The 25,545-nt window shown below is 68.7% G+C and carries 25 protein-coding genes, 1 tRNA gene and 1 pseudogene; 12 read left to right on the top strand and 15 right to left on the bottom strand.

Going from position 1 to position 25,545, the window contains the following annotated elements:
• Positions 1-76: 76 nt before the first annotated feature.
• On the bottom strand, positions 77-490 hold the full coding sequence (locus GVV77_RS06650) for a DUF5997 family protein (RefSeq protein WP_159617366.1): 414 nt from the start codon (positions 488-490) through the stop codon (positions 77-79).
• A gap of 58 nt (positions 491-548) precedes the next feature.
• Between GVV77_RS06650 and GVV77_RS06645 the strand changes: the two genes are divergently transcribed.
• Positions 549-1,301 (top strand): LysR family transcriptional regulator substrate-binding protein, encoded by a 753-nt coding sequence (locus GVV77_RS06645; protein ID WP_159617365.1) that lies wholly within the window; start codon positions 549-551, stop codon positions 1,299-1,301.
• Positions 1,302-1,497: 196 nt separating this feature from the next.
• On the opposite strand, the gene GVV77_RS06640 is transcribed toward GVV77_RS06645, so the two are convergent.
• Positions 1,498-2,232, bottom strand: coding sequence for a GAF and ANTAR domain-containing protein (locus GVV77_RS06640; RefSeq protein WP_159617364.1), 735 nt, complete (start codon positions 2,230-2,232; stop codon positions 1,498-1,500).
• Positions 2,233-2,699: 467 nt separating this feature from the next.
• Between GVV77_RS06640 and GVV77_RS06635 the strand changes: the two genes are divergently transcribed.
• Positions 2,700-3,251 (top strand): SRPBCC family protein, encoded by a 552-nt coding sequence (locus tag GVV77_RS06635; protein ID WP_159617363.1) that lies wholly within the window; start codon positions 2,700-2,702, stop codon positions 3,249-3,251.
• A gap of 84 nt (positions 3,252-3,335) precedes the next feature.
• Here the strand turns inward: GVV77_RS06635 and pstS are convergent, their stop codons facing one another.
• The 4 genes from pstS to GVV77_RS06615 form a co-directional block, all read right to left on the bottom strand.
• Positions 3,336-4,457: a phosphate ABC transporter substrate-binding protein PstS gene (gene pstS / locus GVV77_RS06630; RefSeq protein ID WP_159802011.1), complete on the bottom strand. Its 1,122-nt coding sequence runs from the start codon at positions 4,455-4,457 to the stop codon at positions 3,336-3,338.
• A gap of 32 nt (positions 4,458-4,489) precedes the next feature.
• Positions 4,490-5,287: an SDR family oxidoreductase gene (locus GVV77_RS06625; protein ID WP_159617361.1), complete on the bottom strand. Its 798-nt coding sequence runs from the start codon at positions 5,285-5,287 to the stop codon at positions 4,490-4,492.
• A gap of 121 nt (positions 5,288-5,408) precedes the next feature.
• Complete coding sequence (locus GVV77_RS06620; protein ID WP_159617360.1) at positions 5,409-5,873, bottom strand: Hsp20/alpha crystallin family protein; 465 nt, start codon at positions 5,871-5,873, stop codon at positions 5,409-5,411.
• 326 nt (positions 5,874-6,199) lie between these two features.
• Positions 6,200-6,273: transfer RNA gene (locus tag GVV77_RS06615), tRNA-Val, on the bottom strand.
• Positions 6,274-6,514: 241 nt separating this feature from the next.
• Between GVV77_RS06615 and GVV77_RS06610 the strand changes: the two genes are divergently transcribed.
• Together GVV77_RS06610 and nhaA are read left to right on the top strand one after the other, a co-directional pair.
• Positions 6,515-7,183 carry a haloacid dehalogenase type II gene (locus GVV77_RS06610; protein WP_159617359.1) on the top strand — a complete coding sequence of 223 codons (669 nt, stop codon included), beginning with the start codon at positions 6,515-6,517 and terminating at the stop codon, positions 7,181-7,183.
• A gap of 149 nt (positions 7,184-7,332) precedes the next feature.
• Positions 7,333-8,703, top strand: a complete 1,371-nt coding sequence (nhaA, locus tag GVV77_RS06605) for a Na+/H+ antiporter NhaA (protein WP_159617358.1) — start codon at positions 7,333-7,335, stop codon at positions 8,701-8,703.
• Here the strand turns inward: nhaA and GVV77_RS06600 are convergent.
• Both GVV77_RS06600 and ku read right to left on the bottom strand, forming a co-directional pair.
• The gene (locus tag GVV77_RS06600) at positions 8,700-8,945 is read right to left on the bottom strand and encodes a hypothetical protein (protein WP_159617357.1); all 246 of its coding nucleotides are present in this window, start codon (positions 8,943-8,945) and stop codon (positions 8,700-8,702) included. The genes nhaA and GVV77_RS06600 overlap by 4 nt on opposite strands.
• Entirely contained in the window at positions 8,945-9,778 is an 834-nt protein-coding gene (gene ku / locus GVV77_RS06595) for a non-homologous end joining protein Ku (RefSeq protein ID WP_159617356.1), read from the bottom strand. The genes GVV77_RS06600 and ku overlap by 1 nt, the downstream gene beginning before the upstream one ends.
• A 68-nt stretch (positions 9,779-9,846) precedes the next feature.
• Here ku and GVV77_RS06590 point away from each other — a divergent pair, with 68 nt between their 5' ends.
• From GVV77_RS06590 to GVV77_RS06580, 3 genes and pseudogenes are all read left to right on the top strand, one after another.
• Positions 9,847-10,341 carry an SRPBCC domain-containing protein gene (locus GVV77_RS06590; RefSeq protein WP_159617355.1) on the top strand — a complete coding sequence of 165 codons (495 nt, stop codon included), beginning with the start codon at positions 9,847-9,849 and terminating at the stop codon, positions 10,339-10,341.
• A gap of 84 nt (positions 10,342-10,425) precedes the next feature.
• Positions 10,426-12,969 (top strand): ATP-dependent DNA ligase, encoded by a 2,544-nt coding sequence (locus tag GVV77_RS06585; RefSeq protein WP_159617354.1) that lies wholly within the window; start codon positions 10,426-10,428, stop codon positions 12,967-12,969.
• Between the two features lie 46 nt (positions 12,970-13,015).
• Positions 13,016-15,412 (top strand): annotated as a pseudogene (locus GVV77_RS06580) (phosphoketolase family protein); the annotation flags it as partial.
• 76 nt (positions 15,413-15,488) lie between these two features.
• Here GVV77_RS06580 and GVV77_RS06575 read toward each other — a convergent pair.
• Entirely contained in the window at positions 15,489-16,601 is a 1,113-nt protein-coding gene (locus GVV77_RS06575) for a GTP pyrophosphokinase (protein WP_159617352.1), read from the bottom strand.
• 127 nt (positions 16,602-16,728) lie between these two features.
• Here GVV77_RS06575 and GVV77_RS06570 point away from each other — a divergent pair, with 127 nt between their 5' ends.
• A complete protein-coding gene (locus GVV77_RS06570; RefSeq protein ID WP_159617499.1) occupies positions 16,729-17,565 on the top strand; it encodes an alpha/beta hydrolase family protein in 837 nt (278 codons plus the stop codon).
• 3 nt (positions 17,566-17,568) lie between these two features.
• On the opposite strand, the gene GVV77_RS06565 is transcribed toward GVV77_RS06570, so the two are convergent.
• Genes GVV77_RS06565 through GVV77_RS06555 form a run of 3 tightly spaced genes read right to left on the bottom strand, consistent with a single transcriptional unit; the run spans position 17,569 to position 20,011 of the window.
• The gene (locus GVV77_RS06565) at positions 17,569-18,363 is read right to left on the bottom strand and encodes an isocitrate lyase/PEP mutase family protein (RefSeq protein WP_159617351.1); all 795 of its coding nucleotides are present in this window, start codon (positions 18,361-18,363) and stop codon (positions 17,569-17,571) included.
• Positions 18,364-18,372: 9 nt separating this feature from the next.
• Complete coding sequence (locus GVV77_RS06560; RefSeq protein WP_159617350.1) at positions 18,373-19,014, bottom strand: alpha/beta hydrolase; 642 nt, start codon at positions 19,012-19,014, stop codon at positions 18,373-18,375.
• The gene (locus tag GVV77_RS06555) at positions 19,007-20,011 is read right to left on the bottom strand and encodes a ring-cleaving dioxygenase (RefSeq protein ID WP_159617349.1); all 1,005 of its coding nucleotides are present in this window, start codon (positions 20,009-20,011) and stop codon (positions 19,007-19,009) included. The genes GVV77_RS06560 and GVV77_RS06555 overlap by 8 nt, the downstream gene beginning before the upstream one ends.
• A gap of 145 nt (positions 20,012-20,156) precedes the next feature.
• On the opposite strand from GVV77_RS06555, the gene GVV77_RS06550 reads away from it, so the two are divergent.
• The 4 genes from GVV77_RS06550 to GVV77_RS06535 all read left to right on the top strand — a co-directional run bounded on the left by GVV77_RS06550 (position 20,157) and on the right by GVV77_RS06535 (position 23,359).
• Positions 20,157-20,633 (top strand): PGPGW domain-containing protein, encoded by a 477-nt coding sequence (locus GVV77_RS06550; protein ID WP_159617348.1) that lies wholly within the window; start codon positions 20,157-20,159, stop codon positions 20,631-20,633.
• A gap of 62 nt (positions 20,634-20,695) precedes the next feature.
• A complete protein-coding gene (locus GVV77_RS06545) occupies positions 20,696-21,616 on the top strand; it encodes a carbohydrate kinase family protein (protein WP_159617347.1) in 921 nt (306 codons plus the stop codon).
• Between the two features lie 75 nt (positions 21,617-21,691).
• Entirely contained in the window at positions 21,692-22,501 is an 810-nt protein-coding gene (locus GVV77_RS06540; protein WP_159617346.1) for an HAD family hydrolase, read from the top strand.
• A gap of 33 nt (positions 22,502-22,534) precedes the next feature.
• Complete coding sequence (locus GVV77_RS06535) at positions 22,535-23,359, top strand: glycerophosphodiester phosphodiesterase family protein (protein WP_159617345.1); 825 nt, start codon at positions 22,535-22,537, stop codon at positions 23,357-23,359.
• Here the strand turns inward: GVV77_RS06535 and GVV77_RS06530 are convergent.
• The 3 genes from GVV77_RS06530 to GVV77_RS06520 all read right to left on the bottom strand — a co-directional run bounded on the left by GVV77_RS06530 (position 23,329) and on the right by GVV77_RS06520 (position 25,324).
• Positions 23,329-23,868: a DUF6328 family protein gene (locus GVV77_RS06530; RefSeq protein WP_159617344.1), complete on the bottom strand. Its 540-nt coding sequence runs from the start codon at positions 23,866-23,868 to the stop codon at positions 23,329-23,331. The genes GVV77_RS06535 and GVV77_RS06530 overlap by 31 nt on opposite strands.
• Positions 23,868-24,242 (bottom strand): YtxH domain-containing protein, encoded by a 375-nt coding sequence (locus tag GVV77_RS06525; protein ID WP_159617343.1) that lies wholly within the window; start codon positions 24,240-24,242, stop codon positions 23,868-23,870. Before GVV77_RS06525 ends, GVV77_RS06530 begins: the two co-directional genes overlap by 1 nt.
• A gap of 80 nt (positions 24,243-24,322) precedes the next feature.
• Positions 24,323-25,324, bottom strand: coding sequence for a phosphotransferase family protein (locus tag GVV77_RS06520; protein WP_159617342.1), 1,002 nt, complete (start codon positions 25,322-25,324; stop codon positions 24,323-24,325).
• Positions 25,325-25,545: the final 221 nt, after the last annotated feature.

The raw sequence follows: 25,545 nt of genomic DNA, 5'->3' as shown, positions 1-25,545 counted from the left end.
GGCCTCAAATGTGCTACGCGGTGGAGGAAAACCGTCGTTAAAAGTGGTTATCCGGACAGCGGCTGTTCCTGCGCGGCTACTTCTTGTCCGGCCGTGGAGCGGGGTCCTGCTGGGCCCGCTGGGCGTTGCGCTCCTTGACCCGGGCAGCCTCGGCGCGCACCTCCGCCTGGGTGGAGCGTTCAGTGACGAGCCAGGCCGGGGGATCCTGAAGCAGCGCCGTGATCTGCGCGGTGGTCAGTGCCTCGGTGACGCCGCCGCGGGCGAGCCCGCTGACGGAAATCCCCAGCTTCTGCGCCACCACCGGGCGGGGATGCGGGCCGTTGCGGCGCAGCTCGGCGAGCCACTCCGGCGGGCTCTGCTGCAGTTCGTTGAACTCTCCACGCGTCAGTTCCCGCTCCTGGAATTCCGAGGGGGCGGCGGGCAGGAAAATGCCAAGTTTCTTGGCCGCGGTGGCCGGTTTCATGGTCTGCGGGGTTTTTGCGGGGGTCATGATCCAAGCGTAACCGCCCCCGGCACTGCCCCGGCTGCCGGTGGACTAGGGTGAGGTTGTGCCAGAGTTCAAGCCCCGAAGGCTTTCCGTGGGCTTCGTCGCCGGCGTCACCCCGGGCAAGTGGGTGGGCCGGTGGCGGGAGCGGCACCCGGACGTGCCGCTGGAGCTGCAGCAGTACGGCGACGACGCCGTGGCCGCCCTGCACTCGGCCGCAGCCGACGTCCTCTTCGTCCGGCTTCCCGTGAACCGCGAGAACCTGTTCATCATCCCGCTGTACGAGGAACAGGCAGTGGTGGTCTCCTCCAAGGAGCATGAAATCTCGCTGTTCGACGAGGTGCCGCTGGTCGAGCTCGAGGCGGAGAACCTGCTCGATGTCGAGGAGTGCGGAGGCCCGGCGGGAGCCGTGGAGGTGGCGGCATCGGGAGCCGGCGTCGTGGTGCTTCCGATGTCCCTGGCCCGGCTGCACGCCCGCCGGGACGCGGTGCACCGGCCGGTGCCCGAACTCCCGGGAACCACGATCGGCATCGCCTGGCTTGAAGGGAACGACTCGCAGGACGTCGAGGAGTTCATCGGGATCGTGCGCGGCAGGACCGAACGCAGTTCGCGCCAGCCCTCGGCCGCGGACGGGCCGCGGAAAAGTGCGCCGCAGAAGGCATCGGCGCGGAAGGCGGCCCAGCAAGGGTCAAAGAAGCAGGCCGCACCGTCCGGCGCGAAACGCTCCGGCGCCAAGCCCGAGCCCCGGAAGGGCTCCGGGAAAGCAGGAAAGCCAGGCTCGGGGACACCCCAGAACCGGCGGGGCCGGCGCCGCTGAACCCCTTCCGCGCTAGCCGGCCCGGACCGGTCCCGCGAGTTTGTAGGTAACCACGTTCTGGGCCCTGCGGAGGGTGGTGAGCTGCAGTTTCAGCGGGGCCAGGGAAGAAGATTTCCGCGAGTTTGTAGGTAACCACGTTTTGGGCCCTGCGGAGGGTGGTGAGCTGCAGTTTCAGCGAAGGCGCGGCCGCTTCCGCTCAGGCCTCGAAGTGCGTCTCGGGCTCGCCCTGGCCGATTGATGCCACCACGGAAGCGGCGATGTCGCGGACCTTCCGGTTGCGGCTGCTTGAGACCGACTTGAGGATGTTGAAGGCCTCCTGCTGGCTGCAGCGGTTCTGGGCCATGATGATCCCGATGGCGATATCGATGGCGGTGCGGGATTTCATCGCGGCCTTGAGGTTCGACACCGAGTCGCTGTGCTGGGCCAGGCGGACCGAGAGCATCAGCGCCTTGGAGGTTTGGCGGACAAATCCCTCGGCGGTGCGGATCGACTCCTCGTCGAAGCCTGCGTTCTGCATGGAGTACACGTTCAGCGCCGCCATCGTTCCCGCTTCGAGGTCGAAGGGCACTCCAAGGATCGACTGGACGCCGTGCTGCGAGATGTCGGAGAGGTAGTCGGGCCACCGTTCGTCGGTGGCCACGTCGGCAACATGGACGGTCCGGTGCTCGACGCAGGCGGTCAGGCACGGCCCGTCCGTGTGGCGGTACTGGATCTCGTCGAGCGCCTTGGCCTCGGGGCTGCTGCTGGCCACGGTGCCCGCCCGCCTGCTCCGGAGAAGGGTGACTCCGCAGAGCACCCCGCCGGTGCGGTCAAACAACTGGTTGGCCGAAAACGCCGCGAATTCGTTGAGGAATTCTTCGACATCGTCGGTTTCGAGGATGAGTTCCTGAAGGTAGTCGGTGGGTGTTTGCCCAGCAACCCGGTCGGCCATGATCTCTGGTCCTGTTTCGTTCGGTCGTCCCAGGTGGAGCATCAGCCGCTGGCGCACCCCAGGAATTCAGGGACCGATGCACAAACTCCGGAAGTGTTCGTGATCGGCCTTCTGCTAGACCGTCTAACTAGCCTACACACTATAAAATTGTGGTTTTGTCGAAGGCAGCCGCCGGGTACCCGCCCTGCGGCGGTGTGCCCGGCCCGGATGGCGGCCGTTGCCGACTCGAGCATGCGGACCACGCGGTTAATGGTCTGCTGCGTCGAGATGAGCCCGGCCGGGAACTGGTCGATCGACGTGTTTGAGGCCACTGTGGCGCTGCGGCCGTCGGGCACCGCGCATTAGCCAAATCCAACGGATCTGCATATCCTAAGCGTACTTATTGTTTTGATTATCTTGCGAATCACGTTGAGTCCAAGCCGGCCGCGGACAGCGGTCCCGGCCCCACCCCCAAGGAGGAACGCGTTATGGCAACAGTCCAGGAATCGATTGAAGTTTCGGTACCGGTCAGCACGGCCTACAACCAGTGGACACAGTTCGAAACCTTCCCCAAGTTCATGGGCGGCGTCGACTCGGTGACCCAGCTTTCCGCCACCTCCACCCACTGGGTGACAAGCATCGGCGGCGTGAAGCGGGAGTTCGATGCCGAGATCACCGAGCAGCACCCCGATGAGCGGGTGGCGTGGAAGAGCACCGACGGAGAATCCCATGCCGGTGTGGTGACCTTCCACCGGATCGATGACAACACCACCCGGTTGATGGTGCAGCTCGACTGGCACCCCGAGACCTTCAGCGAGAAGATCGGCTCGGTGGTCAACGCCGACAAGCGCCAGGTGAAGGCCGACCTCAAGCGGTTCAAGGAGTTCATCGAGAAGAGCGGCGGTGAGAGCGGCGCATGGCGCGGCGACATCAGCGCGCCCTCGAGCGGAGTCAGCTCGGAGGCATCGCCGGCCAATGGTGACCTTCCGGACCTGTCCCTCGACGACCCGGAGTCGGGCGGACCTCGCGCCGGACAGTAGGCGCAGAGCCGGCGCACGGACGACGACGGCGGGGCACCAACCGGTGCCCCGCCGTCGTTCTGCCCGGCCCCCGGGAAGGCGCTGTCAGCTCTTCGCCACGGTGATCCCGGCGATCGACTTCATGGCCCGGCGGGAGAGCTCGGCCGAGAGCGGGGCGCTCTTCGCGGCCTCGGCCGCCTCCTGCTGGCCATCCTCGCTCACCGCATACGCGCCGAAGGCCTTGGCCACCTCGGCTGACTGTTCGTTCTCATAGCTCGAGCAGTAGATGTGGTAGGACACCAGCACGAGGGGATACGTCCCCGCGGCCGTCGTCGTGCGGTCAAGTTCGAGGGACATGTCGTAGTCGGGGCGGCCGGGAACCATCGAGGCGAGGTCGACGGCGGCCGCGGCGGCTTCGGCGCTGACAGGCACGTACTCGCTGCCCACGCGCAGGTTCACCCGTCCAAGAGGCGGTCCGACGGCCGAGTCATCGGCGTAGGTCACGGCACCCTCGGTGCCCGAGACGGTGCTGACCACCCCGGAGTTGCCCTTGGAGTTCTCCCCGCCGATGCTTCCGGGCCAGGTTCCGTCGGGTTCATCGGTCCAGATCTCGGGCACCACGGCGTGGAGGTAGTCGGTGAAGTTCTCGGTGGTTCCGGAGTCATCTGACCTGCTGACCGGGGCGATGCGCGTCCCGGGCAGGTCGACCCCAGGGTTCTGCAAGGCGATCTCCGGGTCGTTCCAGACGGCGATCTCACCGCGGAAGATCTTGGCGATGGCCGCCGCGTCGAGGTTCAGCTCAGTGATGCCCGGGAGGTTGAAGGCGATGCTGATGGGGGAGACGTAGGCGGGAATGTTGAAGGCGCCGCCCGGCCCGCACGCCTCTGCGGATTCGGCGAGCTCCTCGTCGCTGAGGTAGGCGTCGGAGCCGGCGAAGGTCACCGCCCCGGCCAGGAGCGCTCCGCGCCCGGCGCCGGAACCATCGGGGGAGTACTGCACCTGAGCGCGTGGATTGACGGTGGCGAAGGCCGCCCGCCAGGCCTCCATGGCAGGTCCCTGCGCCGATGAGCCGGCGCCGGTGATGGCCCCCTGGAGCTTCGAGTCGGCGTTGCGTGCCGCTGATTCCTGCTCCGGGCCCAGGGGATAGTCAGACCCGCAGGCGGCGAGCGTTACGCCGAGGAGAACGGCGGAGAGGGCTGCGGTGAGGCGGGGAGGTACAGGTTTCACCGGGTCAACGTTACAGGCCCGGATGCGGCTTCTCAGAGCGAGCGCCATGCCCCGCTGGTGAGGTGCGACCCTGCCTGCGGGCCCATCAGGAGCATCCCGCCATCCACGACGAACGATGCTCCGTTGACGTAGCTTGCGGCCGGTGAGGCGAGGAAGGCGATGACCGCGGCGACCTCCTTCGCGTCGCCGGGACGGCCCACCGGAATGCCCGGCCGGTCAACGGTTCGGGGATCCACGTCTTCGGCATCGTTCATGGGGGTCGAGATCTCCCCGGGCAGTACGGCGTTGGCCGTGATGCCCTGGTCTGCCAGCTCGAGGGCGATGGTCCGCACCAGCCCGCCCAGCCCGTGCTTGGAGGCGTCGTACGCCGCGGAACCGACCCGGGGCTGCTCCTGGTGCACGCTGGTGACCGCGATGATGCGCCCGCCCCGGCCGGCCTTGACCATTCGGGCCGCCGCCCGCTGGATGCAGACGAACGCCCCGTCGAGGTTCGCGGCGAGGGTGCCGCGCCAGGTATCCCAGTCGGTCTCGAGGAACAGGGTGCCGCCCTTGACCCCGGCGTTGTTGACGAAGACGTCCACGCCGCCGAGCTCCTCGGCCATCGCGTCGACCACGTCGCCGCAGGCAGGGGCGTCGGTGGTGTCGAGCCCGGCGACGACGGCCTTCCGCCCAAGGGCGCGCACTCCGCGGGCGGTCTCCTCCGCCCCCTCCGAGTCCGAGTGCCAGGTGATGCCGACGTCGAGGCCGGCCTCGGCCAGGGCCAGCGCGGTGGCCCTGCCGATTCCCGAATCGGATCCCGTGACGATGGCGGTGGCGGGAGAGAAATCCATCCCGCCATCCTTTCCGCAGGTGATGGTGTTGGCAAGGGAATCCGCTGGCTGAAAAGGCGAAGGCCGGGACGGACGCTCGGTGCGCCCGGCCCGGCCCGGGAAGGGGAGAGCCCTGCGGCTCCTAGGCTTCGACGGTCTTCTGCCCGGATCCGCCCTCAACGGACTCGCCCTTGACGGCCTCGGAATCGGTTCCCGACATGACCTCGATCTTCCGCGGCTTCGCCCGCTCGGTCACGGGGATGTTGACGCTCAGCACGCCGTTCTCGTAACGGGCCGAGATGGCCTCGATGTCAATCCCCTGACCGAGGTTGAGCTGGCGGAGGAAGGATCCGCTCTCGCGCTCGCGGGTCAGCCACTTGACCCCTTCGGCGCCGCGCAGGGTGCGCTCGGCCCGGATGGTGAGCAGCTGGCCGTCGACGTCAATATCGACGGAGCCCGGATCGATGCCCGGAAGGTCGGCGGTCAGGATGTAGTGGTCGCCCTCGCGGTACAGGTCCATGGGCATCAGGCGCAGCCCTTGCCGGGGATCCAGCAGCGCGCCGGCGACGCGGTCCAATTCCCGGAACGGGTCGAACTTCATGGCCATTTGAAAACAACTCCTTCGCACAACGGCCACCGACGGTGGTGGTTATTTCATCTACCAGAGTTGAGCGGGTTCCGCTCAACCTGCAGTTAAATTAGCACTCTCAAGAGGAGAGTGCCAAGTGGTGCGCCAACTTTTTTGAGGTTCGTTCGGGCCGAAGAGGAAAGGCCGGATACGGCCGGCGGGCCGGCCGTGCCAGGGAAGGGAACCCGTCGCAGGAAGGGCCTAAAGGGTGAAGCCCTCCCCCCCCGTGCAAGGGAAGGGAAGCCGTCGCAGGAGGGGCTTAAAGAAAAGCAGCCCTCCCGCAAGGATTGCGGGAGGGCGCAGAGTGCCTGCGCGGGGCCTCGATCCCCGGGCCTTCCGCGTGTGAAGCGGATGCTCTACCAGACTGAGCTACACAGGCAGATGGTTCTCCAATAGCTTAGGGCATTTCCCGCCCGCTCCAAACCCGACCTCCGGGGCGCGGACGGGGGCAGGTAAGCAGGGAGGCGCAGGCGGTGCTCCACGGCGGACTGTTCCCAGTGGCCGTCGGCGGAACTAGGCTTCCCCCAGCGGTTTGCGCCGCGGACGCCCAACGAACCGGAGAGCCGATGCACACCATGGAACCCGCCAGCTCCTGCCCGATCGACGGAGGGTAGGGCGCCATGCGCCCCTCGGTGCTTGTCTTCGATGTCAATGAAACCCTTTCGGACCTCTCACCCATGGCCGGGCACTTCGCCGGGATCGGCTGCTCGGACGGAACCTCCCGGTTGTGGTTCGCATCCCTGCTGCGGGACGGATTCGCGCTGACCGCAGCAGGCATCAACCCCCGTTTCACCGACGTGGCCGAGGATGCCCTCCGGTCCGTGCTGGCCGGGCAGCCCGTCAACCGGAGCGTCGACGACGCCGTGGCGCTGCTGCTTGACCGGTTCCGGAACCTCGGCGTCCACGAGGACGTCATCCCCGGCATCGAAGCGCTGACCGACAGCGGCCACCGCCTCATCACTCTGACCAACGGCGCGGCGGCCATCGCCGAAGGGCTCGCGCAGCGCGCCGGAATCGAGGGCAGTTTCGAGAAGTTCCTCTCGGTGGAGGATGCCCCGCTCTGGAAACCCGCACCCTCGGCGTACGGTTATGCAGCCGGTGCCTGCGGCACCGGGGTCGAGGACATGATGCTGATCGCCTCCCATCCCTGGGACATCGATGGGGCAGCGCGGGCGGGCATGCGGACCGCTTGGCTGAACCGCAACGGCTCACCTTACCCCTCGTCCTTTCGCCGTCCCGATCTGGTCCTCACTGCGCTTCGGGAACTTGCCCGGGAGCTCGAATCCTGATGTTGCATCTGCCACAGGCAGCCGCGTCGGGCCGGCTGCCGGCGGACCCCCCGGTATGCATCACCCGCGCCGCCGGGTAGTCTGGATCACGGTGAGCCGGGAAGTCTGGTCGGCGCTTCCTCAAGCGACCGCCGACAAAAGGAGCTCCTGTGTCCTCCACCCCGTCCCCACCCACCCAGCCCTCGAGTGAATCCACGGCGAAGCGGGTCTTCACCCGGGCCAGCTATCCCGAACACCTGAGGATGTCCTCGATCCTGCGCAAGGAGACGGTGGGCGGTGCGCTCCTGCTCCTCGCGACGACGCTGGCGCTCATCCTCGCCAACACTCCGGCCGCCGATGGATACTTCGCCCTGCGCGACGCCAAATTCGGCTACGAACCGCTGCACCTCGAACTCAGTGTCGGTGCCTGGGCGGCCGACGGCCTGCTGGCAATCTTCTTCTTCCTCGCCGGGCTCGAACTCAAGCGGGAGTTCGTCGCCGGCGACCTCCGCCGCTTCTCCCGTGCCATCGTGCCGGTGGCTGCCGCTATAGGCGGAGTCGTGGTGCCCGCACTGATCTACGTCGCGGTGATCCTGACCAGCGGCTCGGACGCCCTGCGCGGCTGGGCCATCCCCACGGCCACCGATATCGCGTTCGCCCTGGCTGTGCTCGCCGTCGTCGGATCCCACCTTCCCGGGGCCCTGCGCATCTTCCTGCTCACTCTGGCCGTTGTGGACGACCTGATCGCCATCAGCATCATCGCCTTTTTCTATTCCGGGAACATTGCCGCTACGCCCCTGCTGCTGGCGGTGCTTCCGCTTGCCCTCTATGCCTTCCTGGCCCACCGGTTCTCCCGGTTCTTCCAACGGCACGCGATGGCGCCGTGGCTGATCCTGCTGCCTCTCGGTTTCATCGTCTGGACCCTGGTGCACGCCTCCGGGGTCCACGCCACCGTCGCCGGGGTCCTCCTCGGCTTCGCCGTCCCGGTCAAGCCCTCGCGGAAAGCCCAGGCCGAAGGTTCCACCGTGCCGGACGCCGAGGGGCTGGCGGACACGATGGAACACCGCATCCGCCCCCTGTCGGCGGGTGTCGCCGTCCCGGTCTTCGCCTTCTTCTCGGCGGGGGTGACGATCGGCGGCGCCTCGGGGTTCCTCAGCGCCATCACTGACCCGATCGCCGTGGGCATCGTCCTGGCACTGGTGGTCGGAAAGCCGATCGGCATCCTGCTGGCGGTCTGGCTCGTGACCAAGGCCGAGAAGGCTAACCTCGACCCCGACCTGTCCTGGGTGGATATTGCCGGAGCCGCCCTGCTGGCCGGCATCGGGTTTACCGTCTCACTCCTCATTGCGGAGCTCGGTTTCGGCCAGGGCACCCCGGAGGACGACCACGCGAAGGTCGCGGTGCTGATCGGCTCGCTCCTCGCGGCGCTCGCCGCCTCCGTCATCCTGCGCTCACGCAACCGCCACTACCGGCAGATCGAAGCCAAGGAGGCGGTCGACGCCGACCGGGACGGCGTCCCCGACGTGTTCGAGGAACGCTAGCGCCGCGTCAGCCAGGCCAGGGTCAGCGCTCCGGCGGTACGGCGGAACCCGCTGTCACCGTCGGCGGCCTCGAGCGCGGCCCAGATGGCGAGGCAGGCGGTGCTGGCCCGGCCGAGTGCCTCGCTGTTTTCGTCCTTCAGTGCCATCAGGGACGCCGCGCCCAGCCCGGCCCAGGCCAGGATCAGGGCATTGGGGCGCTGGGCGATGCCCTGCCTGCCGCGGGAGTCGGTGAAGAAACCCATTACGCTCCCTTCTTCGAACTGGTCGAGTCCTTCTTGCCGCCGGACTTCTTTTCGCGGTTTTTCTCGAGACTGCGGCGCAGAGCCTCCATCAGGTCGAGGACGTTGGTGTCGTCCTCCTCCGCCGACGCGCCGAAGGTCTCCTCGGTGCTCAGGGTGTCGCCCTTCTCGATCTTCGCATCGATCAGGGTGCGCAGCTGCACCTGATAGTCATCGGTGAAGTTCTCAGGATCGAAATCCGTCGAGAAGGACTCGACGAGGGCCGCGGACATCTGCTTCTCCTTGGCGGAGATGCGCACCTTTTCCTCGAGAGCGGGGAAGGAGGCTTCGCGCACCTCGTCGTCCCAGAGCAGCGACTGGAGCATCAGGACCTCGCCGCGGACCCGCAGCGCACCGAGCCGGCTCTTCTGCCGGAGGGAGAACTGGACGATCGCCGTCCGCTCGGTCTCCTCGAGGGTCTTGCGGAGCAGCACGTAGGCCTTGGTGGAGGCCGAATCGGGCTCAAGGTAGTAGGAGCGGTCGTACATGATGGGGTCGATCTGGTCGCTGGGAACGAATTCGACCACCTCGATCTCACGGCTTTTTTCGACCGGGAGGGAGCCGAGGTCCTCCTCCGTCAGCACCACTGTGTGCTCGCCGTCGTCATAGGCCTTGTCGATGTTCTTGTAGTCGACCACTTCCCCGCAGATCTCACACCGGCGCTGGTAGCGGATCCGCCCGCCGTCCTTATCGTGGACCTGGTGGAGGCCGATGTCGTGGTCTTCGGTGGCGCTGTACACCTTCACGGGCACGTTCACCAGCCCGAACGCGACGGCTCCCTTCCAGATGGCTCTCATGGAACAAGTGAACACCACCGGCAGCACACCTAGCCAGAGCCGGTTTTCCCGCGGTCTACGATGGATAGGTGACTTCCTCCACCGCAGAACCGACAGTCAGCCGCACTACCACCGACGACGGCGCACCTGCCCTGCGCTTCGAGATGCGGTTCGCGGTTCCGCCGGCGGTGCTGTGGAAGCACCTGACGGATCCGGGCAAGCTCAAATACTGGTTCCCCGCCGAAATGGACATCCTGCCCCGCCGGGACGCCGAGGTCATCTTCAAGCTGCCGGGCCAGCGGCCGCTGAAGGGCACGGTCCTTGAGGCCTCCAAGCCCACGGTGCTGGCCTTCTCCTGGGACCGGGAGGTCCTGCGGTGGGAGTTCACGCGCCAGGAGGACGGCGGCACCCTGCTGGCGTTGACGATTTCGCCTGCGGATTCCGCGCAGATCGCCGTTTCCGCCGCCGGCTGGCACCTGACCCTGATGGGCCTCGACGACTACCTCAATGAGCGCAGCCTCGGCCAGGATCCCGCCCTCTGGCAGGTCTACGTCGACCGGTACACCTCCCAGTTTTCGTCCTGACCCGCCGCACCGGGTGAGGCTGCCGGGAGGATCCGAGGCCTCCCGATAGTGGAATTCGGGGCCCATCCGGACAACACTGGGGAAATGGCTCTCCCGGGTTCCCGCAACGTGCAGACCGTCACGGTCGACGGGCGTTCCCTGCGGCTGTCGAGCCTGGACAAGGTGCTGTACCCGGAGACCGGCACCACCAAGGCCGACGTGCTGGCGTACTACGCGGCGGTGGCCGGGCCCTTGATCCGGCATGCCCGCGACCGGCCCGCGACCCGCAAGCGCTGGGTGCACGGCGTCGGGACTGCAGACGCCCCCGGCCAGGTTTTCTTCCAAAAGAACCTCGACGCCGCGGCTCCGGCCTGGCTGCCCCGCCACCCGATCCGGCACAAGGACCACACGAACGTGTACCCGGTGGTGAACGATCTGGCCACCCTCACCTGGTTCGGGCAGATCGGGGCCCTTGAGGTCCATGTGCCCCAGTGGCGGTTCGGCCCGCACTCGGCGGTGGGCAACCCGGACCGGATGGTGCTCGACCTCGACCCCGGGCCGGGAGCGGGCCTGGCCGAATGCGCCGAGGTGGCCCGGTTGGCCCGGGAGATCCTCACCGGTATGGGCCTTGATCCGTGGCCGGTGACAAGCGGCTCCAAGGGCCTCCACCTGTACTGCCGGCTGGACGGGAAGCTGACCTCCGAGCAGGTCTCCGGCGTCGCGCACGAGTTGGCCCGCGCCCTTGAGGCGGACCACCCCGGCCTGGCGGTCAGCGACATGAAGAAGTCCCTGCGCGGCGGGCGCGTCCTGGTGGACTGGAGCCAGAACAACCGGAACAAGACCACCGTGGCGCCGTATTCGCTGCGCGGACGCTTCCACCCGACCGTCGCCGCGCCGCGCACCTGGGCCGAGCTTGACGACCCGGACCTGGCCCACCTCGATTACCGGGAGGTGCTCCGGCGCGTCCAGGACCAGGGGGACATCCTGGCCGGCCTCGATCCGGACCCGCAGGACGGAGCCGGCACGGCCGGCTCCGCCCCGGACCGCCTGACCCAGTACCGGGCCATGCGCGATGCCGGCAGGACCCCGGAGCCCGTCCCGGAAGCCGTCGGACTGCCCGGGGGCAACAGCTTCGTCATCCAGGAACACCATGCGCGCCGCCTCCACTATGACCTCCGGCTGGAGCGCGAGGGCGTGCTCGTCTCGTGGGCTCTGCCCAAGGGCCCGCCCGCCACGCCGGACCGGAACCATCTGGCGGTCCAGACGGAGGACCACCCGCTGGAATACGGGACTTTTGAGGGAAGTATTCCCAAGGGGGAATACGGGGCGGGCGAGATGAGCATCTGGGATGCGGGGACCTACGAGCTGGAAAAGTGGCGCGACGGCAAGGAGGTGATCTGCACCTTGTACGGGAGGCAGGACGGAGGTCTGGCCCGCTCCGGCAGCGCCGTCCGGCGGTACGCCCTGATCAACACCGGCGGCTCCGGGACCGGGGCGCGGAACTGGCTCATTCACCTCATGAAGGACCAGCCGGCCGTCGCCTCCTCCGGTGCAGCTTCCTCCGGTTCCCCTTCCTCCGGTTCCGTCTCTGACGGCGGCGGGCTCGACGCCCCCGCTGGCCCGGACGGGCCTGCCGTTCCGGTTGCACCAACGGAGCTTCCGGTGGCCGGGCGCGGCGCCGCCCCGGACTTCGTGCCGCCCATGCTGGCGACCCTGGCCACTTCAACGATTCTGCCCGATGAATCCGACTTCGCGTTCGAGCTGAAGTGGGACGGGGTGCGGGCCATCGCCGTCGTCGCGGCCGGTGGCGTGCGCCTGATCAGCCGCAACGGCAACGACATGAGCCTGCTCTACCCCGAACTGGGCGACCTCGCCGACTATGTGAACGCCGAGACGGCGGTGCTCGACGGCGAGATCGTGGCCCTCAACGCCGGCGGCCGGCCCGACTTCAGCTTGCTGCAGACCCGGATGAAGCTGACCTCGGCCGCCGAGATCGCCGCCGCCCGGGCGACGACGCCGGTCCGGCTCATGCTCTTCGACCTCCTCGACCTCGACGGCACCTCCCTGCTCCCGCTCGGGTACAGCAACCGCAGGGAGATCCTCGAAGGCGCCGTCAGCGCCCCGGAGGACGGGCATGTCCAGGTTCCGGGACAGCTTGACGCCACCCTGGCCGAAGCGGTCCAGGCCAGCAGGGACCTGGGGCTCGAAGGCATCGTCGCCAAGCGCCGCAGCAGCGTGTACCGCCCCGGAACCCGCACCGAGGCGTGGCTGAAGATCAAGCACCAGCGCACCCAGGAGGTGGTGGTGGTGGGCTGGCGCCCCGGGAAGGGCAACCGCGCCTCGAAGATCGGCTCCCTCCTGGTCGCGGTGCCCGACGGGGTGAACCTGAAGTACCTCGGCCGCGTCGGCTCGGGGCTCACCGACCGGGAACTGGCCGAGGTGGGGGGCCGGCTCAAGAAGATGGCCCGCAAGACGGCGCCGCTGCCCGACGTTCCCGCCCCCGACGCCGCGGACGCGCGCTGGGTGCGGCCCGCGCTCGTGGGCGAGGTGCAGTACAGCGAACGCACCGGCGGGGGCCGGCTGCGGCACCCGGTTTGGCGCGGCTGGCGGCCGGATAAGAAACCCTCCGATGTGACCGTCGAAAACTGAGAACCGGCCGGCGGAGGGCCCTCCGCCGGCGTCGTCCAACCCGAGGAGGAACACCATGCCAGAGCCCGATGTCGACCGGCTGGACGCCTGGTGGCGGGCCGCGAACTACCTCTCCGTCGGCCAGATCTACCTCCGGGACAACCCGCTGCTGAAGCGCCCGCTCGAAGGCGGCGACGTCAAGGCCCGGCTGCTGGGCCACTGGGGGACCACCCCGGGCCTGAACTTCGTGTACGCCCACCTGAACCGGGTGATCCGCGAGCAGCGGCAGGCGATGCTGTTCGTCACCGGGCCGGGGCACGGCGGTCCGGCCAACGTCGCCAACGCCTGGCTTGAGGGAACGTACTCCGAGGTGTACTCCCACATCGGCAGGGACGAAACCGGCCTCAAGGACCTGTTCAAACAGTTCAGCTACCCCGGCGGCATCCCCTCCCACGCCGCCCCCGAGTCGCCCGGCTCCATCCACGAGGGCGGCGAGCTCGGCTACGCCCTCGTCCACGCCTACGGCGCCGTGTTCGACAACCCCGACCTCCTCGCCGTGGCCGTAGTGGGCGACGGCGAAGCCGAAACCGGCCCGCTGGCGGCAAGCTGGCACTCCAACAACTTCCTCAACCCCGCCCTCGACGGCGCCGTGCTCCCGATCCTGCACCTCAACGGCTACAAGATCGCCAACCCCACGGTGCTGGCACGCATGCCCGAGGACCAGCTGCGGCAGCTGATGTCCGGCTACGGCTACGAGCCCCACTTCGTCACCGTCAGCGACCCGCGCGCCACCGCGCAGGCCCACCGGGAGTTCGCGGCGGTCCTGGACGAATGCCTCGCCCGGATCCGGGACATCCAGCAGCAGGCCCGGTCCGGCGGGGACCTCCCGGAGGGCACGCCCCGCTGGCCCATGATCGTGCTGCGCTCACCCAAGGGCTGGACCGGGCCCGACGTCGTCGACGGCAAGCAGGTCGAGGGCACCTGGCGCTCGCACCAGGTGCCGCTGTCCGAGATCCACACGGACCCCGGGCACCTGCGCCAGCTCGAGGAGTGGATGCGCTCCTACCGACCGGAGGAGCTCTTCACCGAAACCGGGGAGCTGCGCCCCGAGCTCGCCTCCCTCGCGCCGGAGGGCGACCTGCGGATGAGCGCCACCCCCTACGCCAACGGCGGTTGGCTGCTGCGCGACCTCAAGCTGCCCGACTACTTCGACCACGCCGTGACGGTGGGCTCACCGGGCAGCGAAAAGGTGAGCCCGATGATCACCGTCGGCGGGTACCTGCGCGACATCATCGCGGCGAACCCCACGAACTTCCGCGTCTTCGGCCCCGACGAGACGGCGTCCAACCGGCTCTCGGCGGTCTACGACGTCACCGACAAGGCGTGGCAGGCACGCACCGAGGACGTCGACGAGCACCTGGCCCGCTCCGGCCGGGTCCTTGAGGTGCTCAGCGAGCACCTCTGCCAGGGCTGGCTCGAGGGCTACCTGCTCACCGGACGGCACGGGGTGTTCAACTGCTACGAGGCGTTTGTCCACATCGTCGACTCGATGTTCAACCAGTTCGCCAAGTGGCTCAAGGTGCACCAGGACCTGTCCTGGCGCCGTCCGATCGCCTCCTTCAACTACCTGCTCTCCAGCCATGTGTGGCAGCAGGACCACAACGGGTTCTCCCATCAGGACCCCGGGTTCATCGACCACGTGGTGAACAAGAAGGCCGACGTGATCCGCGTCTACCTGCCGCCGGACACCAACACCATGCTGGCCGTGACCGAGCACTGCATGCAGACCCGGGACACGGTCAACGTGATCATCACCGGCAAGCAGCCCAATCCCACCTGGCTCGGGCCCGAGGAGGCCCGCCTGCACGTTCGACGCGGCATCGGGGTATGGGACTTCGCCGGCCGCGAGGACGCCGGAGCGGAGCCCGACGTCGTCCTCGGCTGCGCCGGCGACGTGCCGACGCTCGAGACGGTCGCGGCCGCGGGCCTGCTCAAGGCGGGCATCCCGTCGCTGAAGATCCGGGTGGTCAACGTGGTGGACCTGATGCGTCTGCAGGACGACACCGAGCACCCGCACGGGCTGAAGGCGCGGGCGTTCGACAACCTGTTCACCACGGATCGGCCCGTGATCTTCGCCTACCACGGCTACCCGTGGCTGATCCACCGCCTGACCTACCGGAGGACCAACCACGCGAACCTTCACGTCCGCGGCTACAAGGAGGAGGGGACGACCACCACGCCCTTCGACATGGCCATGCTGAACCAGATCGACCGGTACTCACTGGCCATGGACGTGATCGATCGGGTCCCGTCGCTGGGCTCCACCCAGGCCTCGCTGCGCCAGTCGCTGCAGGACCAGCGGCAGCGCGCATGGCAGCACACCCGGGACGCCGGGGAGGACGCCGGCTTCATCACGGGCTGGACCCTCGACGAGTCCTCGCCCGACGACTCCCAGAACCAGTGAACGCCGCCCGGCAGCCGTGCCCCTGCGGCCCGGCACCGCGGAGGGGCCGAAAGCCGCGAAGCGATGCCGGCGGGGATCAGGGGGAGTTTTCCTGAAGGGCCCGGTAGTTCTGCATCGAGCGCATCCTGCGCTGGAGGCTGTCCCGGCGCGGAGTGGGCTCCGCGTCGGGGGCCTCGGCGGTGAGGTCGATGTGGCGCTGTCCGTAGTGCCACAGCAGCATGTCGTCGAGCAGCCGGTCGGGGCCGGGGGAGTACCGGTGGTCGAGGGCCCGGCGCACGGTGGTGATCGTGTCGGCCTGCAGCAGGTCCACGAGTTCGAGGGTGGTCCGCAGCCCGTGGGCGGCAAGGAGTTCGGCGGCCCAGCCCCAGTTGTCGTCGGCCTTGCGGTCGACGTGGGGCAGCAGGGTCTTCCAGACGTGCCGGATGCGGTTGGGGGTCAGCGGTGCACTGCCCTCCCCGGCCTCGTCCCAGAACCCGGTCACCGTCTCATAGCGTTCGTGCAGCTCGGCGAAGGCCGACTCAACGGTCTCGAGCATCGCGGCCGTCCCGGTGAACTGCCGGTCGAAGTAGGGGCTCCACGCCTTGGGATTGGCGGCCTTGAAGCGGATGTCGTGTTCAATCTCCGACCAGGCGTGGGCTAGGACGGTGCGGACCTGCACCTCGAAGAGGTAGCCGCCGCCGGCCTTCGAGTCGGGGTCAAGGGCCTGCTGGTAGCGCCGGACGACGTCGTTGTGGATGCTGCGCATGATCAGGTGCCGGCTCGAGTACCCGTAGGTGCCCGATTCGATCGACCCGATGTCCTTCTCGCGGTCCCCGCGGCAGTCGAAATCCTGCCGCTGGCGCTTGATGAGGTTCGCGGCGAGGTCCACCTCATGCGGGAGGGTGGTGATGACCCGGATCCCGACGAGGTCGGTGAGGTTGCGCAGCGGGTCGGGGAAGACGAGCGCCGGCACCGCACCCGCCTCGGTGGGCGCGAGTGTCCGGGAGGCCTTGTCGCGGAAGGATTCGACGGTCTTGGTGCGCGCGGTGACGAAGAGGGGCCGCAGGTCCGAGGGGTCGAAGATCGCCGAGATGCTGCGGCGCATCTCCTCGGTCACCGCCTCGAGCTGGGGCCGCACCCGCGTGAACTCCCGCGTCGACGCTTCGACCGCCGGGCGCAGGCGGTCGTCGAGGTCATCCCACGCGCTCACTAAAGGGCCTCCTGGTCTCGGCGTTTCTGCAATCCTAGCCGCCGCCCGCGACGGTTATGCTTCCGGTGTGAACCAGCCGGGACGACGCAACGTATTGGCACTCCTCGGAGCGCTGGGCGCCTCGGTGCTGCCCGGCTGCGCCCGCCCGGCCGACCGTGCCGGGAAGCCGGCCGACGGCGCCGCCCGGCGCTACCGCTACGGCTCCGACCCGAGCCAGTTCGCCGACCTCTATCTGCCTTCCGCGGCGTTCAAGCCGGGGGTGGTGGTGATTATCCACGGCGGGTACTGGCGTTCAACCTACGGTGCCGAACTCGGCGAACCGCTGGCCCGGGACCTGGCGGACCGGGGCTACGCCTGCTGGAACCTCGAGTACCGCCGGGTCGGCAACGGCGGCGGCTGGCCGGGGACCTTTGAGGATATTGGAGCCGGGATCGACCTTCTGGCCGAGGCATCGGCGCGGCACGGACTCGACCTTACGACCGTGACGGGCCTGGGCCACTCCGCGGGCGGCCACCTCGCCGTGTGGGCGGCAGGACGCGGCTCTCTTACCGCCGACGCCCCGGGCGCGGGCCCGGCGTCGGTGCCGTTGACGGCGGTCGTGAGCCAGTCGGGGGTGCTCAATCTCGCCCAGGCACACGAGCTGAACCTCAGCAACGGCGCCGTCGAGGACCTGCTCGGCGCTTCTCCGGCGGCCGAGCCGGATCGGTACCGGTGGGCCGATCCCCTGAACGCGGTGCCGCTCCCCGTCCCCGTCTTCGCGCTGCACGGGGAGGAGGACACCACGGTTCCGCTGAGCCAGTCCGAAAGCTATGTGGCTGCCGCCGCCCGGGCGGGCGCTGCGGCAGAGCTCCTGGTGATTCCGGGCGACCATTTCGCGATGATCACTCCCGGCACCGAAGCGTGGGCGCGGGGGGGGGCGGCCGTCGACTCGGCCGCCACCACCCGGCAGGGTTCCGCCGGATGATCCCTAGTTGAGCGGGCGGGTTCCTTCGGGCAGCGACCCGCCGCGAAGCAGCTCCGCCGCGGTGTCCGCGAGGGCGGTCAGGGCGACCCGCTGGGTCCAGGGACCGTAGGAAATGCGGGCGACGCCGAGCTCCTGGAGCCTGGCGGGAGGAAGCGAACCCGGGATCCCGATCACGCTCACCCGCTTGTGCCCGATCCCCTCGACCAGGGCACGCACGGTGTCCTCGTCGAAGAGGCCCGGGACGAAGACGGTCGACGCGCCGACTTCGAGGTAGGCCCTGCCGCGCTCGATGGCCTCGGCCAGGACGTCCTTCGGGTCGCGGCCGGCGCCGCGGACGAACGCGTCGGTGCGGGCATTGAGCACGAAGGGGATGCCCTCCGTCTCGCCGGCCTTCACCGCTGCCTCCATCTTTGCTGCGGAGTCGGCCAGGGGCTCCATCCGGTCCTCGATATTCGCACCGATGATGCCCACGCCGATCGCGCGCCGCACGGTCTCGCCCGCGTCGCCGTACCCGGCGTCGAGGTCGGCGCTGACGGGCAGCTCGGTCGCCGCAGCAACGCGCGAGATGGCATCGATCATGAGATCGAGCGGGACGGTGCCGTCCTGGTAGCCCAGGCTCGACGCGATGGAGTGGCCCGCCGTGGCCAGCGCACGGGTTCCGGGAACGTCGGCGATGGTCTTGGCGGAGATGGCGTCCCACACGTTGACGACCTGCAGGATCTCCGGAGCCCGGTGGAGGTTGAGGAACTCCGTGGCCTTGGCGGACAGGGAAGCGGTTGAGTTGCTCGGTGTAGTCATGATTTCACCTTACGGCTCCACCCGGCTGATCCACAGCGCGGCGGCTGAGAGATCGTCGGCGGTGATTCCGTGGCCTCCCGGGTGGGTGGCGCGCTCGACGTCGGCGCCGCGGGACTGCAGGACACCGGTGAGCCGTTCCACGCTGTCCTGGGGCGCCATGGGGTCCTCGGCGCCGTTGAACAGTGCCACGCGGGTCCCGGCGAGGTCGGCGTCGACGGGGTGCGTATCCAGGGGATACATGCCCGAGAAGGCCACCACCCGGTCCAGCTCCCCGGGGTGGAGCAGCGCGGTGGCGAGGGCGATATTGGCCCCGTTGGAGAAGCCCACCGCGGTCACCGGCCGGTCCCCGAGGCCGTACGCCTCCCGGGCCCAGCCGAGGAAGCCCGCGAGTTCCCCGGCCCGGGCGACCACGTCGGCGGTGTCGAACACGCCCTCGCGCAGGCGGCGGAACCACCGGTTCATGCCGTTCTCGCTCACCGGCCCGCGGGGTGAGAGGATTCCGGCCCCCGGGGACAGGCGCGGGGCCAGGGGGAGCAGGTCGCGCTCGGTGCCGCCGGTGCCGTGCAGGAGCAGCAGCACCGGAGTCCCGGGGTCGCCGGGCTCGAACACGTGGGGCCAGGGGTGCGTGGAGGCGGCCGGGGTCTCAGTCATCGGTTGGCTCCATTGCGGCGTCCCCGGTGGCCCCGGGAAGCTCCGGGTTGTTTTCCTCGGGCAGGGCCAGCGGGGCCACGGCGGCGGCGATGGCCTCGCGGCTGGGCTCGAGCCACGGCGGCAGCTTCAGTCCGCGTCCCAGCTCAAGCAGCGGCTCATCGATATTGAAGCCCGGGGTGTCGGTGGCGATCTCGAACAGGGTTCCGCCGGGTTCGCGGAAGTAGATCGAGGTGAAGTACTGCCGGTCGAGGATCTCGGTCACCGCGTGCCCGCGGGAGGTCAGCTCGTCCCGCCAGGCCTCCTGGGTGGCCTTGTCCGGGACGCGGAAGGCAACGTGGTGCACGGTGCCCCCGGCGATCAGGCCACGCTCGGCGCGGGGGTCGGCGATCACGTCGACCACCGTGCCCGGCTCGCCGGCGCCGGTCGAGAGCCGGTACCTGTCCGCACCCTCCGAGAGGATGCCCAGGCCGAGGTCCTGGGTCAGGGTCGCCAGGGTGCCCTCGGGGTCGGCCACCGTCAGCACCGAGGAGTGCTGTCCGCGCACGGCGTACTGTGCCGGGACCGACGCCGAGTCCCACGGGTCGCGGGGATCCTCAAGGGAGGATGCCACAAGGTCGATCTGCAGCCCGTCCGGATCCTTCAGCGACAGGCGCTCCTCCGCCGAGGAGCTTCCGGTGATCTGCGATTCGACGCCGAGGTTCTTAAAGTGGCTTTGCCACCAGCCCAGGGTGCCCTGGGGCACCGAGAATGCCGTGGTCGTCGACTGCCCGGCGCCGATCCTGCCCGCCGGAACCCCCTTCCAGGGGAAGAAGGTCAGCAGCGAGCCCGGACGGCCGGATTCGTCGCCGTAGTAGAGGTGGTACGTGCCCGGGTCATCGAAGTTCACCGTCCGCTTCACCAGGCGCAGCCCGAGGCCACGGATATAGAAGTCGACATTGCGCTGCGGGTCCCCCGCAATCGCCGTCACATGGTGCAAACCGCTCGTATTTGCCGTCACCGTCAAACCCCTCTTCGAAGAACTTCACCCCCGGCCGGAGGTTTATATGCAAACGAATGTACTTTAACTTTTGTTCCCGCGCTCTCCACTCCATGGGGGGATCGGCCCGTCGAATTCATTCAGTATGGTGTGTCATCCTGTGTTAATGGCCGCAAAAATCAGGGTGCATGGATGGGTGCGGCGCACCGGCATCGAAGTGACCGGCTGGACCTGCGTGGTTGTTGGTTGCGCAGCGCTTGTCCTTCCCGGCCCCGGCCTGCTGATGCTCGTCGGCGGTCTCGCCATCCTCTCGCAGCAGTACGCCTGGGCGCGCCGGCGGCTTGACCCCATGAAGGCACGGGCCTTCCACGCGGCAGCCATCGGCGTCAAAACCATCCCGCGCATCGCCCTGAGCTGCCTCTGCGCCTTTGCCGTCATGGGGTGCGGAGTCGTCTGGACCGTGCAGCCCGCGGTGCCGGCCTGGTGGCCCCTTGAAACCAGGTGGTGGCTCTTCGGGGGTTCGGCCACCGGCATCAGCATGGTGTTGTCCTCCCTGATTGCCCTGGCCCTTATCGTCTACAGTGTCCGGCGCTTCCGGGGCAAGCCCCCGCCGGGAAAAACAACCGTTCAGGCGGGCGGATAGCTCCAGCCGGGAGTGTGCGTCATTCCAAGCGCGCGTTCAGCCCGGACTGGTAGTTTGAATTGGTGCTCACCGTAATCGGGGAAACCCTCATCGACGAAGTCGTCAGCGACACCGCCCCGCCCCGCGTGCATGTGGGGGGAAGCCCCATGAACGTCGCGGTGGGCCTGGCCCGGCTGGGCCACCCCGCGCAGTTCATCGGGCGTTACGGCGATGACGACTACGGGCACCTGATCCGCAGCTACCTTTCGGACAATTCGGTGCTTTTCCCGATCGGCCCCGACTCTAAGCCCACGAGTGTCGCAACGGCCCGCCTCGACCCCGCGGGCGGGGCGGCGTACCAGTTCCAACTCGTCTGGGAGCTGCCCGGGCTCCTCGAGCGCCGGGAGGCGCTGCTGCAGGGAACCACTCTGCTGCATGTCGGATCCATCGCCACAATGCTGGCCCCCGGGGCCGACGACGTGCTCGCCCTGGTCGAGGTGGCCCATCCGCTGGCCACCATTTCCTATGACCCCAACTGCAGGCCAAGCATCATTGCGGACCGCGGGTTCGCCAGCAGCCAGGCCGAACGGTTCGTGGCGCTGTCCGACGTCGTGAAGGCCTCGGACGAGGACCTCGAATGGCTCTACCCGGGCCGCCCTGCCCTCGAATCGGCACGGGAGTGGCTGGCCCTTGGCCCGTCGGTGATGATTGTCACCCGCGGCTCGAAGGGGCCGTGGGGTATCTGCGCCGCCGGAAGCGCCGAGGTCACCGCGCCGGTCACCAGCGTCACGGACACCGTGGGTGCCGGGGATTCCTTCATGGCGGCCCTCCTCGGCGCCCTCGTCGACCTTGAGTTCGACGGGGCACACCGGCGCAGCGACCTGCGGCGCATCACGACCGCGCAGCTCACCGACGTCCTGGCCTACGCGGCGCGCGCCGCGGCCGTGACCGTCTCCCGGGCCGGAGCGAACCCTCCCACCCGGCACGAACTCACCGACCACTGACAACTGGCGCCCGCTCCGGTTACCCGCCCGGGCGGGGGTAGGGTTGATGTCCCATCTTTTTTGAAGGAGTAACGCATGCGCCTCGTGGCGAGCGACCTTGACGGCACGATCGTCGGCCACGACGGCAGGATGAGCGAACGGACGGTCCAGGCCTTCCAGGACTGCGCGGCCGCCGGAGTCGAGGTGGTCTTCGTGACCGGCCGGCCTCCGCGCTGGCTCGATCCGCTGCGGGAGCAGCTGCAGCACCAGGGCACGGTCATCTGCTCGAACGGAGCGGTGACCTACGATCTGGGGGCCGAACGCGTCCTGAATGCCCATCTCCTCGACACCGGGAGCATTCTCGAGGCACGCGACCTCATCCGCGGGCTGTACCCGGCGGCGGGATTTGCCGCCGAAACGATCAACGGCTTCAAGATCGAGTCGGGTTTCGCCGACCCCGGCACCTCCGAACTGCTCGGGGGCGTGCAGGCCCTGCCGTTCGAGGAGTCGCTGCCCGGCGAACAGGTGATCAAATTCCTTGCCCGGGAGCGCGAGGTGACACCCGATGAGTTCCTGCAAACCGTCGCCCCCGCCGTCGAGCACCTGGTCTCCACCACCCACTCGGCGCCGAGCATCGCGCTGCTGGAGATGGCGGTGCCCGGCATCAACAAGGCCGTGACCCTCTCCCGCTACGCGGAGGGGCTGGGCATCGCGGCGGAGGACGTCGTCGCCTTCGGCGATATGCCCAACGACATCCAGATGCTGAAGTGGGCCGGATCGGGCTACGCCATGTCTTCGGGCCACCCTGACGCCCTTGCCGCAGCCAACCTCCTGGCCCCGGCCTTCGAGGACGACGGCGTAGCGCAGGTCCTGGAACTGCGCCTGGAGGCGCTCCGGACCGCCTGATCAGGGAATGGGTGGCGCAGTAGGGTTGCACCCATGACGCTCGCCTACTTCCAGAACACGGGCCCTGACGGCAGGCAGCGCCCGCTGGGGTTCTCCCACCGAGGTTTCTCCCCGGCCGGCGCCGAGAACTCGCTGTCCGCTTTCGCCGATGCGGCCCGGCTGGGATTCGGGTACCTCGAGATCGACGTGCGGAGCACCCGGGACGGGGTGGTGATGGTCTTCCACGACGAAACCCTCGACCGCGTCACCGATGCCCGCGGCCCGATCGCCGCCCGGACCCGCGCGGAACTGGCCGGGGTGAGGATCCGGGGCGGAGAGCCGATCCCCACCCTCGAGGAGGTCCTGCTCCGGTGGCCGGAGATGCGGTTGAACATCGACATCAAGGACGAGGGGTCGGTGAAACCGTTCGCGGACCTCATCAATCGGCTCCGCGCCCACGATCGGGTGCTCGTCGCCTCGTTTTCGGACTTCCGCAGGCTCCGGGTGCTGCGGCGTCTCGAGGCACGGACGGCATCCTCGGCGGGCATGGCCGTGAACGGGCTGATCCGCCTCGGCGGCCACCTCGGGCTGACCGGGCCGCTGCGCCGGGTGGCACGGGTGGACGCCGTGCAGGTTCCCCTGAGCTACCGCAGGATCCCGGTTGTCACGCCGGGCTACGTCCGGCGGTGCCGGAAGGCCGGGCTCCAGGTCCACGTCTGGACCATCAACGAACCGGCAGCGATGGAACGGCTCCTCGACCAGGGCGTCGACGGCCTGGTCTCCGACCGCGCCGACCAGCTGGCCGATGTCCTGAACCGGCGCGGGTCATGGCCGCAGGGCCGGCCGGCTCAAACTGACCCGCCAGCCGCATCAGACTGACCCGCCGCCCGCCCGGCGACGGCGCGGCTGCGCACCAGCCGGGGATAGATGACCCACAGCAGCACCAGGATGACGAGGAGGCCGGCGGTGACGAGGAAACCTGCCCCGCGGCCGAGGACGATGTCGAAGATGAACCCCGCCGTTCCGGACAGGACCAGACCCGTCAGGCCGATGCTGGCCCGCATGATGCGGTCGCCGCTGCGGACCAGCGCCGCCTTGACCTGGAGGCCGAAGAGGACGCGGTGGAGGTTCACCGCGCTCAGCACCACGGCGGTGATGATGGCCGAGAGCGTGACCAGGACCAGGTAGACGACGACCTGGAACCGGTCGAGCTCATCGAACCTGCCCTGAAAGGGCAGGGTCAGCAGGAATCCGGTGAGGATCTGGATGCCGGTCTGCATGACCCGCAGCTCCTGGAGCAGCTCGAGCCAGTTCCGGTCGAGGCGCTGGTTGGTGCTCTCTCCGCGGCCGTCCTCCTGCCGTTCGGCGGCTCCCCTCCGCGGCGGCATCAGGGAGTGAGGTCGGGCCTCGTGGCGTCGGACTGGTTCTCGAAGGGAGGATCGGCCACGACGCCGGGTTTTCCGCCGCTTGGGCCGGTGACGTCGGCATGGCGGCCGGCGCCGCCCTCGTGCCTGGCATCCTTGTTCAGCACGCCGGAGAGCGCGTCCTGGGCCTTCTTCACGGCGCCGCCCGCCTGCTCCTGGACTGCAGGCAGCTTGTCCTTGAGGACCCCGGAGGCCTCGGAGACCCTCTCCTGGACGCGGGGGTTGTTCCACAGGCTTTCCGCCCGGGCCTTAAGCACCTCATAGCTCTCCCGGCCTGCCCGCGTGCCGAGGACGTATCCGGCAGCCACTCCTGCTGCGAAGACGATCTTGTTCTTCATGCTGCATACCCCTGTCTACGGTTCGACGGTGTGCCCCGACCCTAGCCGGAACCGGCCGGTTTTGTCACAGGACCGCCGGTTCACGCCGACAGGATCGGCGTGGTCAGGTCAGCAAGGTATCCAAGCGCACCCGGGCCGTAGGTGCTCATCGAGGCGTCATCGGCATAGACGAGGAGCCGCAGCCACGCTCCGTAGCGGTGGACCCGCCCAAGGTAAAGCGCGGAGTCGAGGGATGCCTGCAGGGCGGGAAGCGGCGCGAAGTCGGTCCACTGCTCGAGGTAGGCCCCCACCGCCAGCCGGACGCGGGGATCCGCCGGCGTCGTCGCCCACTGCTCGCACATGAGGGTGATCGGCACGAGCAGGGCACTGAACGGGTGGGCCCAGTACGCGTCGGCGAAGTCGAAGAAGCGCAGCGGTTCGGTGCTCGAGCCGGGAAGGAACGCATTGCGCGGGTGGAGGTCGTTGTGGTCGAGCGAGAGCGGAACGCCGAGGGCGCGCAGGGTCTCCACCGCGGCCCGGATCCGGGGCAGCTGGGCCAGTACGTGGTCGGCGCCCTGATGCGAAAGGAACATCGGATGTTCGGGGGGCAGTCCGGTGTGGAGCAGCAGCTGGTTCTCCACGAAGTTCGCCGCCACCTCCGGGTTCATGTTCACCAGCCCGGCGGCGGTGAGCCGGTCGGCATGCGGAAGAAGCGCTTTCTGGAGGTCCGCGAAGTCGGTCAGGACCCGGGCCCACAGCTGGTAGTCGCTGGACCTCAAGGACGCGAGGGTGGCCCCGTGGTCGGGAGTGATCATCCAGCCGCGGCTGGGTTCCACCGCGAGGGGCTTCACCACGTGGTCCGGCACCAGCTCGGCCAGGGCCGCGACCACCGAGGCCTCGGCGAGCTGCCCGGGATTGTTCTCCTTGAACCACAGCACGCCCAGGTCCGTCGGCACGGTGAGCTGGGTGGACCAGAACCGGATGCGGGGCTGCTCGATGGGCCCGGTCTGCCGGACTGAGAAACTTTCGAGCACCAGCTGAATCCACTGCTCGGCCTGGCTGCGCCACTCGGGGCCGGCCCAGAGGGCCTGCAGGTCGGTCATCGGGCCGCCCGCTGGGGGCCGGCGTGCCCGGACGGGGAGGACGCGCGTCGAGGAGTGCCAGTCATTTCCTCATCCTACTCAGCACTCCGTCCGCAGCGGACGCCGGAGGTTCTTACACAAAAGGCAGCGAGATCGTCATCTCCCTGCCGCCTTCAGAATACAGCGCCGGGGGGATCTTGCCGCAAGGCCCCCTCCCACGGGCACAATAGCGAACTGCGGCC

Origin of the sequence: Arthrobacter zhaoguopingii (assembly GCF_009828605.1) — a bacterium.
Taxonomy (GTDB): Bacteria; Actinomycetota; Actinomycetes; order Actinomycetales; family Micrococcaceae; genus Arthrobacter_D; species Arthrobacter_D zhaoguopingii.
This window is presented reverse-complemented; position numbering and strand designations above follow the sequence as displayed.

Bases quoted from the DNA above. Each gene is read 5' to 3' on its own strand.
- GVV77_RS06585 (WP_159617354.1), top strand. From the start codon at position 10,426: ATGGCTCTCCCGGGTTCCCGCAACGTGCAGACCGTCACGGTCGACGGG.
- GVV77_RS06640 (WP_159617364.1), bottom strand. From the start codon at position 2,232: ATGGCCGACCGGGTTGCTGGGCAAACACCCACCGACTACCTTCAGGAA.
- GVV77_RS06610 (WP_159617359.1), top strand. From the start codon at position 6,515: ATGCGCCCCTCGGTGCTTGTCTTCGATGTCAATGAAACCCTTTCGGAC.
- GVV77_RS06525 (WP_159617343.1), bottom strand. From the start codon at position 24,242: ATGAAGAACAAGATCGTCTTCGCAGCAGGAGTGGCTGCCGGATACGTC.
- GVV77_RS06535 (WP_159617345.1), top strand. From the start codon at position 22,535: ATGACGCTCGCCTACTTCCAGAACACGGGCCCTGACGGCAGGCAGCGC.
- GVV77_RS06540 (WP_159617346.1), top strand. From the start codon at position 21,692: ATGCGCCTCGTGGCGAGCGACCTTGACGGCACGATCGTCGGCCACGAC.
- GVV77_RS06560 (WP_159617350.1), bottom strand. From the start codon at position 19,014: ATGACTGAGACCCCGGCCGCCTCCACGCACCCCTGGCCCCACGTGTTC.
- GVV77_RS06625 (WP_159617361.1), bottom strand. From the start codon at position 5,287: ATGGATTTCTCTCCCGCCACCGCCATCGTCACGGGATCCGATTCGGGA.
- ku (WP_159617356.1), bottom strand. From the start codon at position 9,778: ATGAGAGCCATCTGGAAGGGAGCCGTCGCGTTCGGGCTGGTGAACGTG.
- GVV77_RS06635 (WP_159617363.1), top strand. From the start codon at position 2,700: ATGGCAACAGTCCAGGAATCGATTGAAGTTTCGGTACCGGTCAGCACG.
- GVV77_RS06520 (WP_159617342.1), bottom strand. From the start codon at position 25,324: ATGACCGACCTGCAGGCCCTCTGGGCCGGCCCCGAGTGGCGCAGCCAG.
- GVV77_RS06565 (WP_159617351.1), bottom strand. From the start codon at position 18,363: ATGACTACACCGAGCAACTCAACCGCTTCCCTGTCCGCCAAGGCCACG.
- GVV77_RS06550 (WP_159617348.1), top strand. From the start codon at position 20,157: ATGGCCGCAAAAATCAGGGTGCATGGATGGGTGCGGCGCACCGGCATC.
- GVV77_RS06620 (WP_159617360.1), bottom strand. From the start codon at position 5,873: ATGGCCATGAAGTTCGACCCGTTCCGGGAATTGGACCGCGTCGCCGGC.
- GVV77_RS06650 (WP_159617366.1), bottom strand. From the start codon at position 490: ATGACCCCCGCAAAAACCCCGCAGACCATGAAACCGGCCACCGCGGCC.
- GVV77_RS06600 (WP_159617357.1), bottom strand. From the start codon at position 8,945: ATGGGTTTCTTCACCGACTCCCGCGGCAGGCAGGGCATCGCCCAGCGC.
- GVV77_RS06530 (WP_159617344.1), bottom strand. From the start codon at position 23,868: ATGCCGCCGCGGAGGGGAGCCGCCGAACGGCAGGAGGACGGCCGCGGA.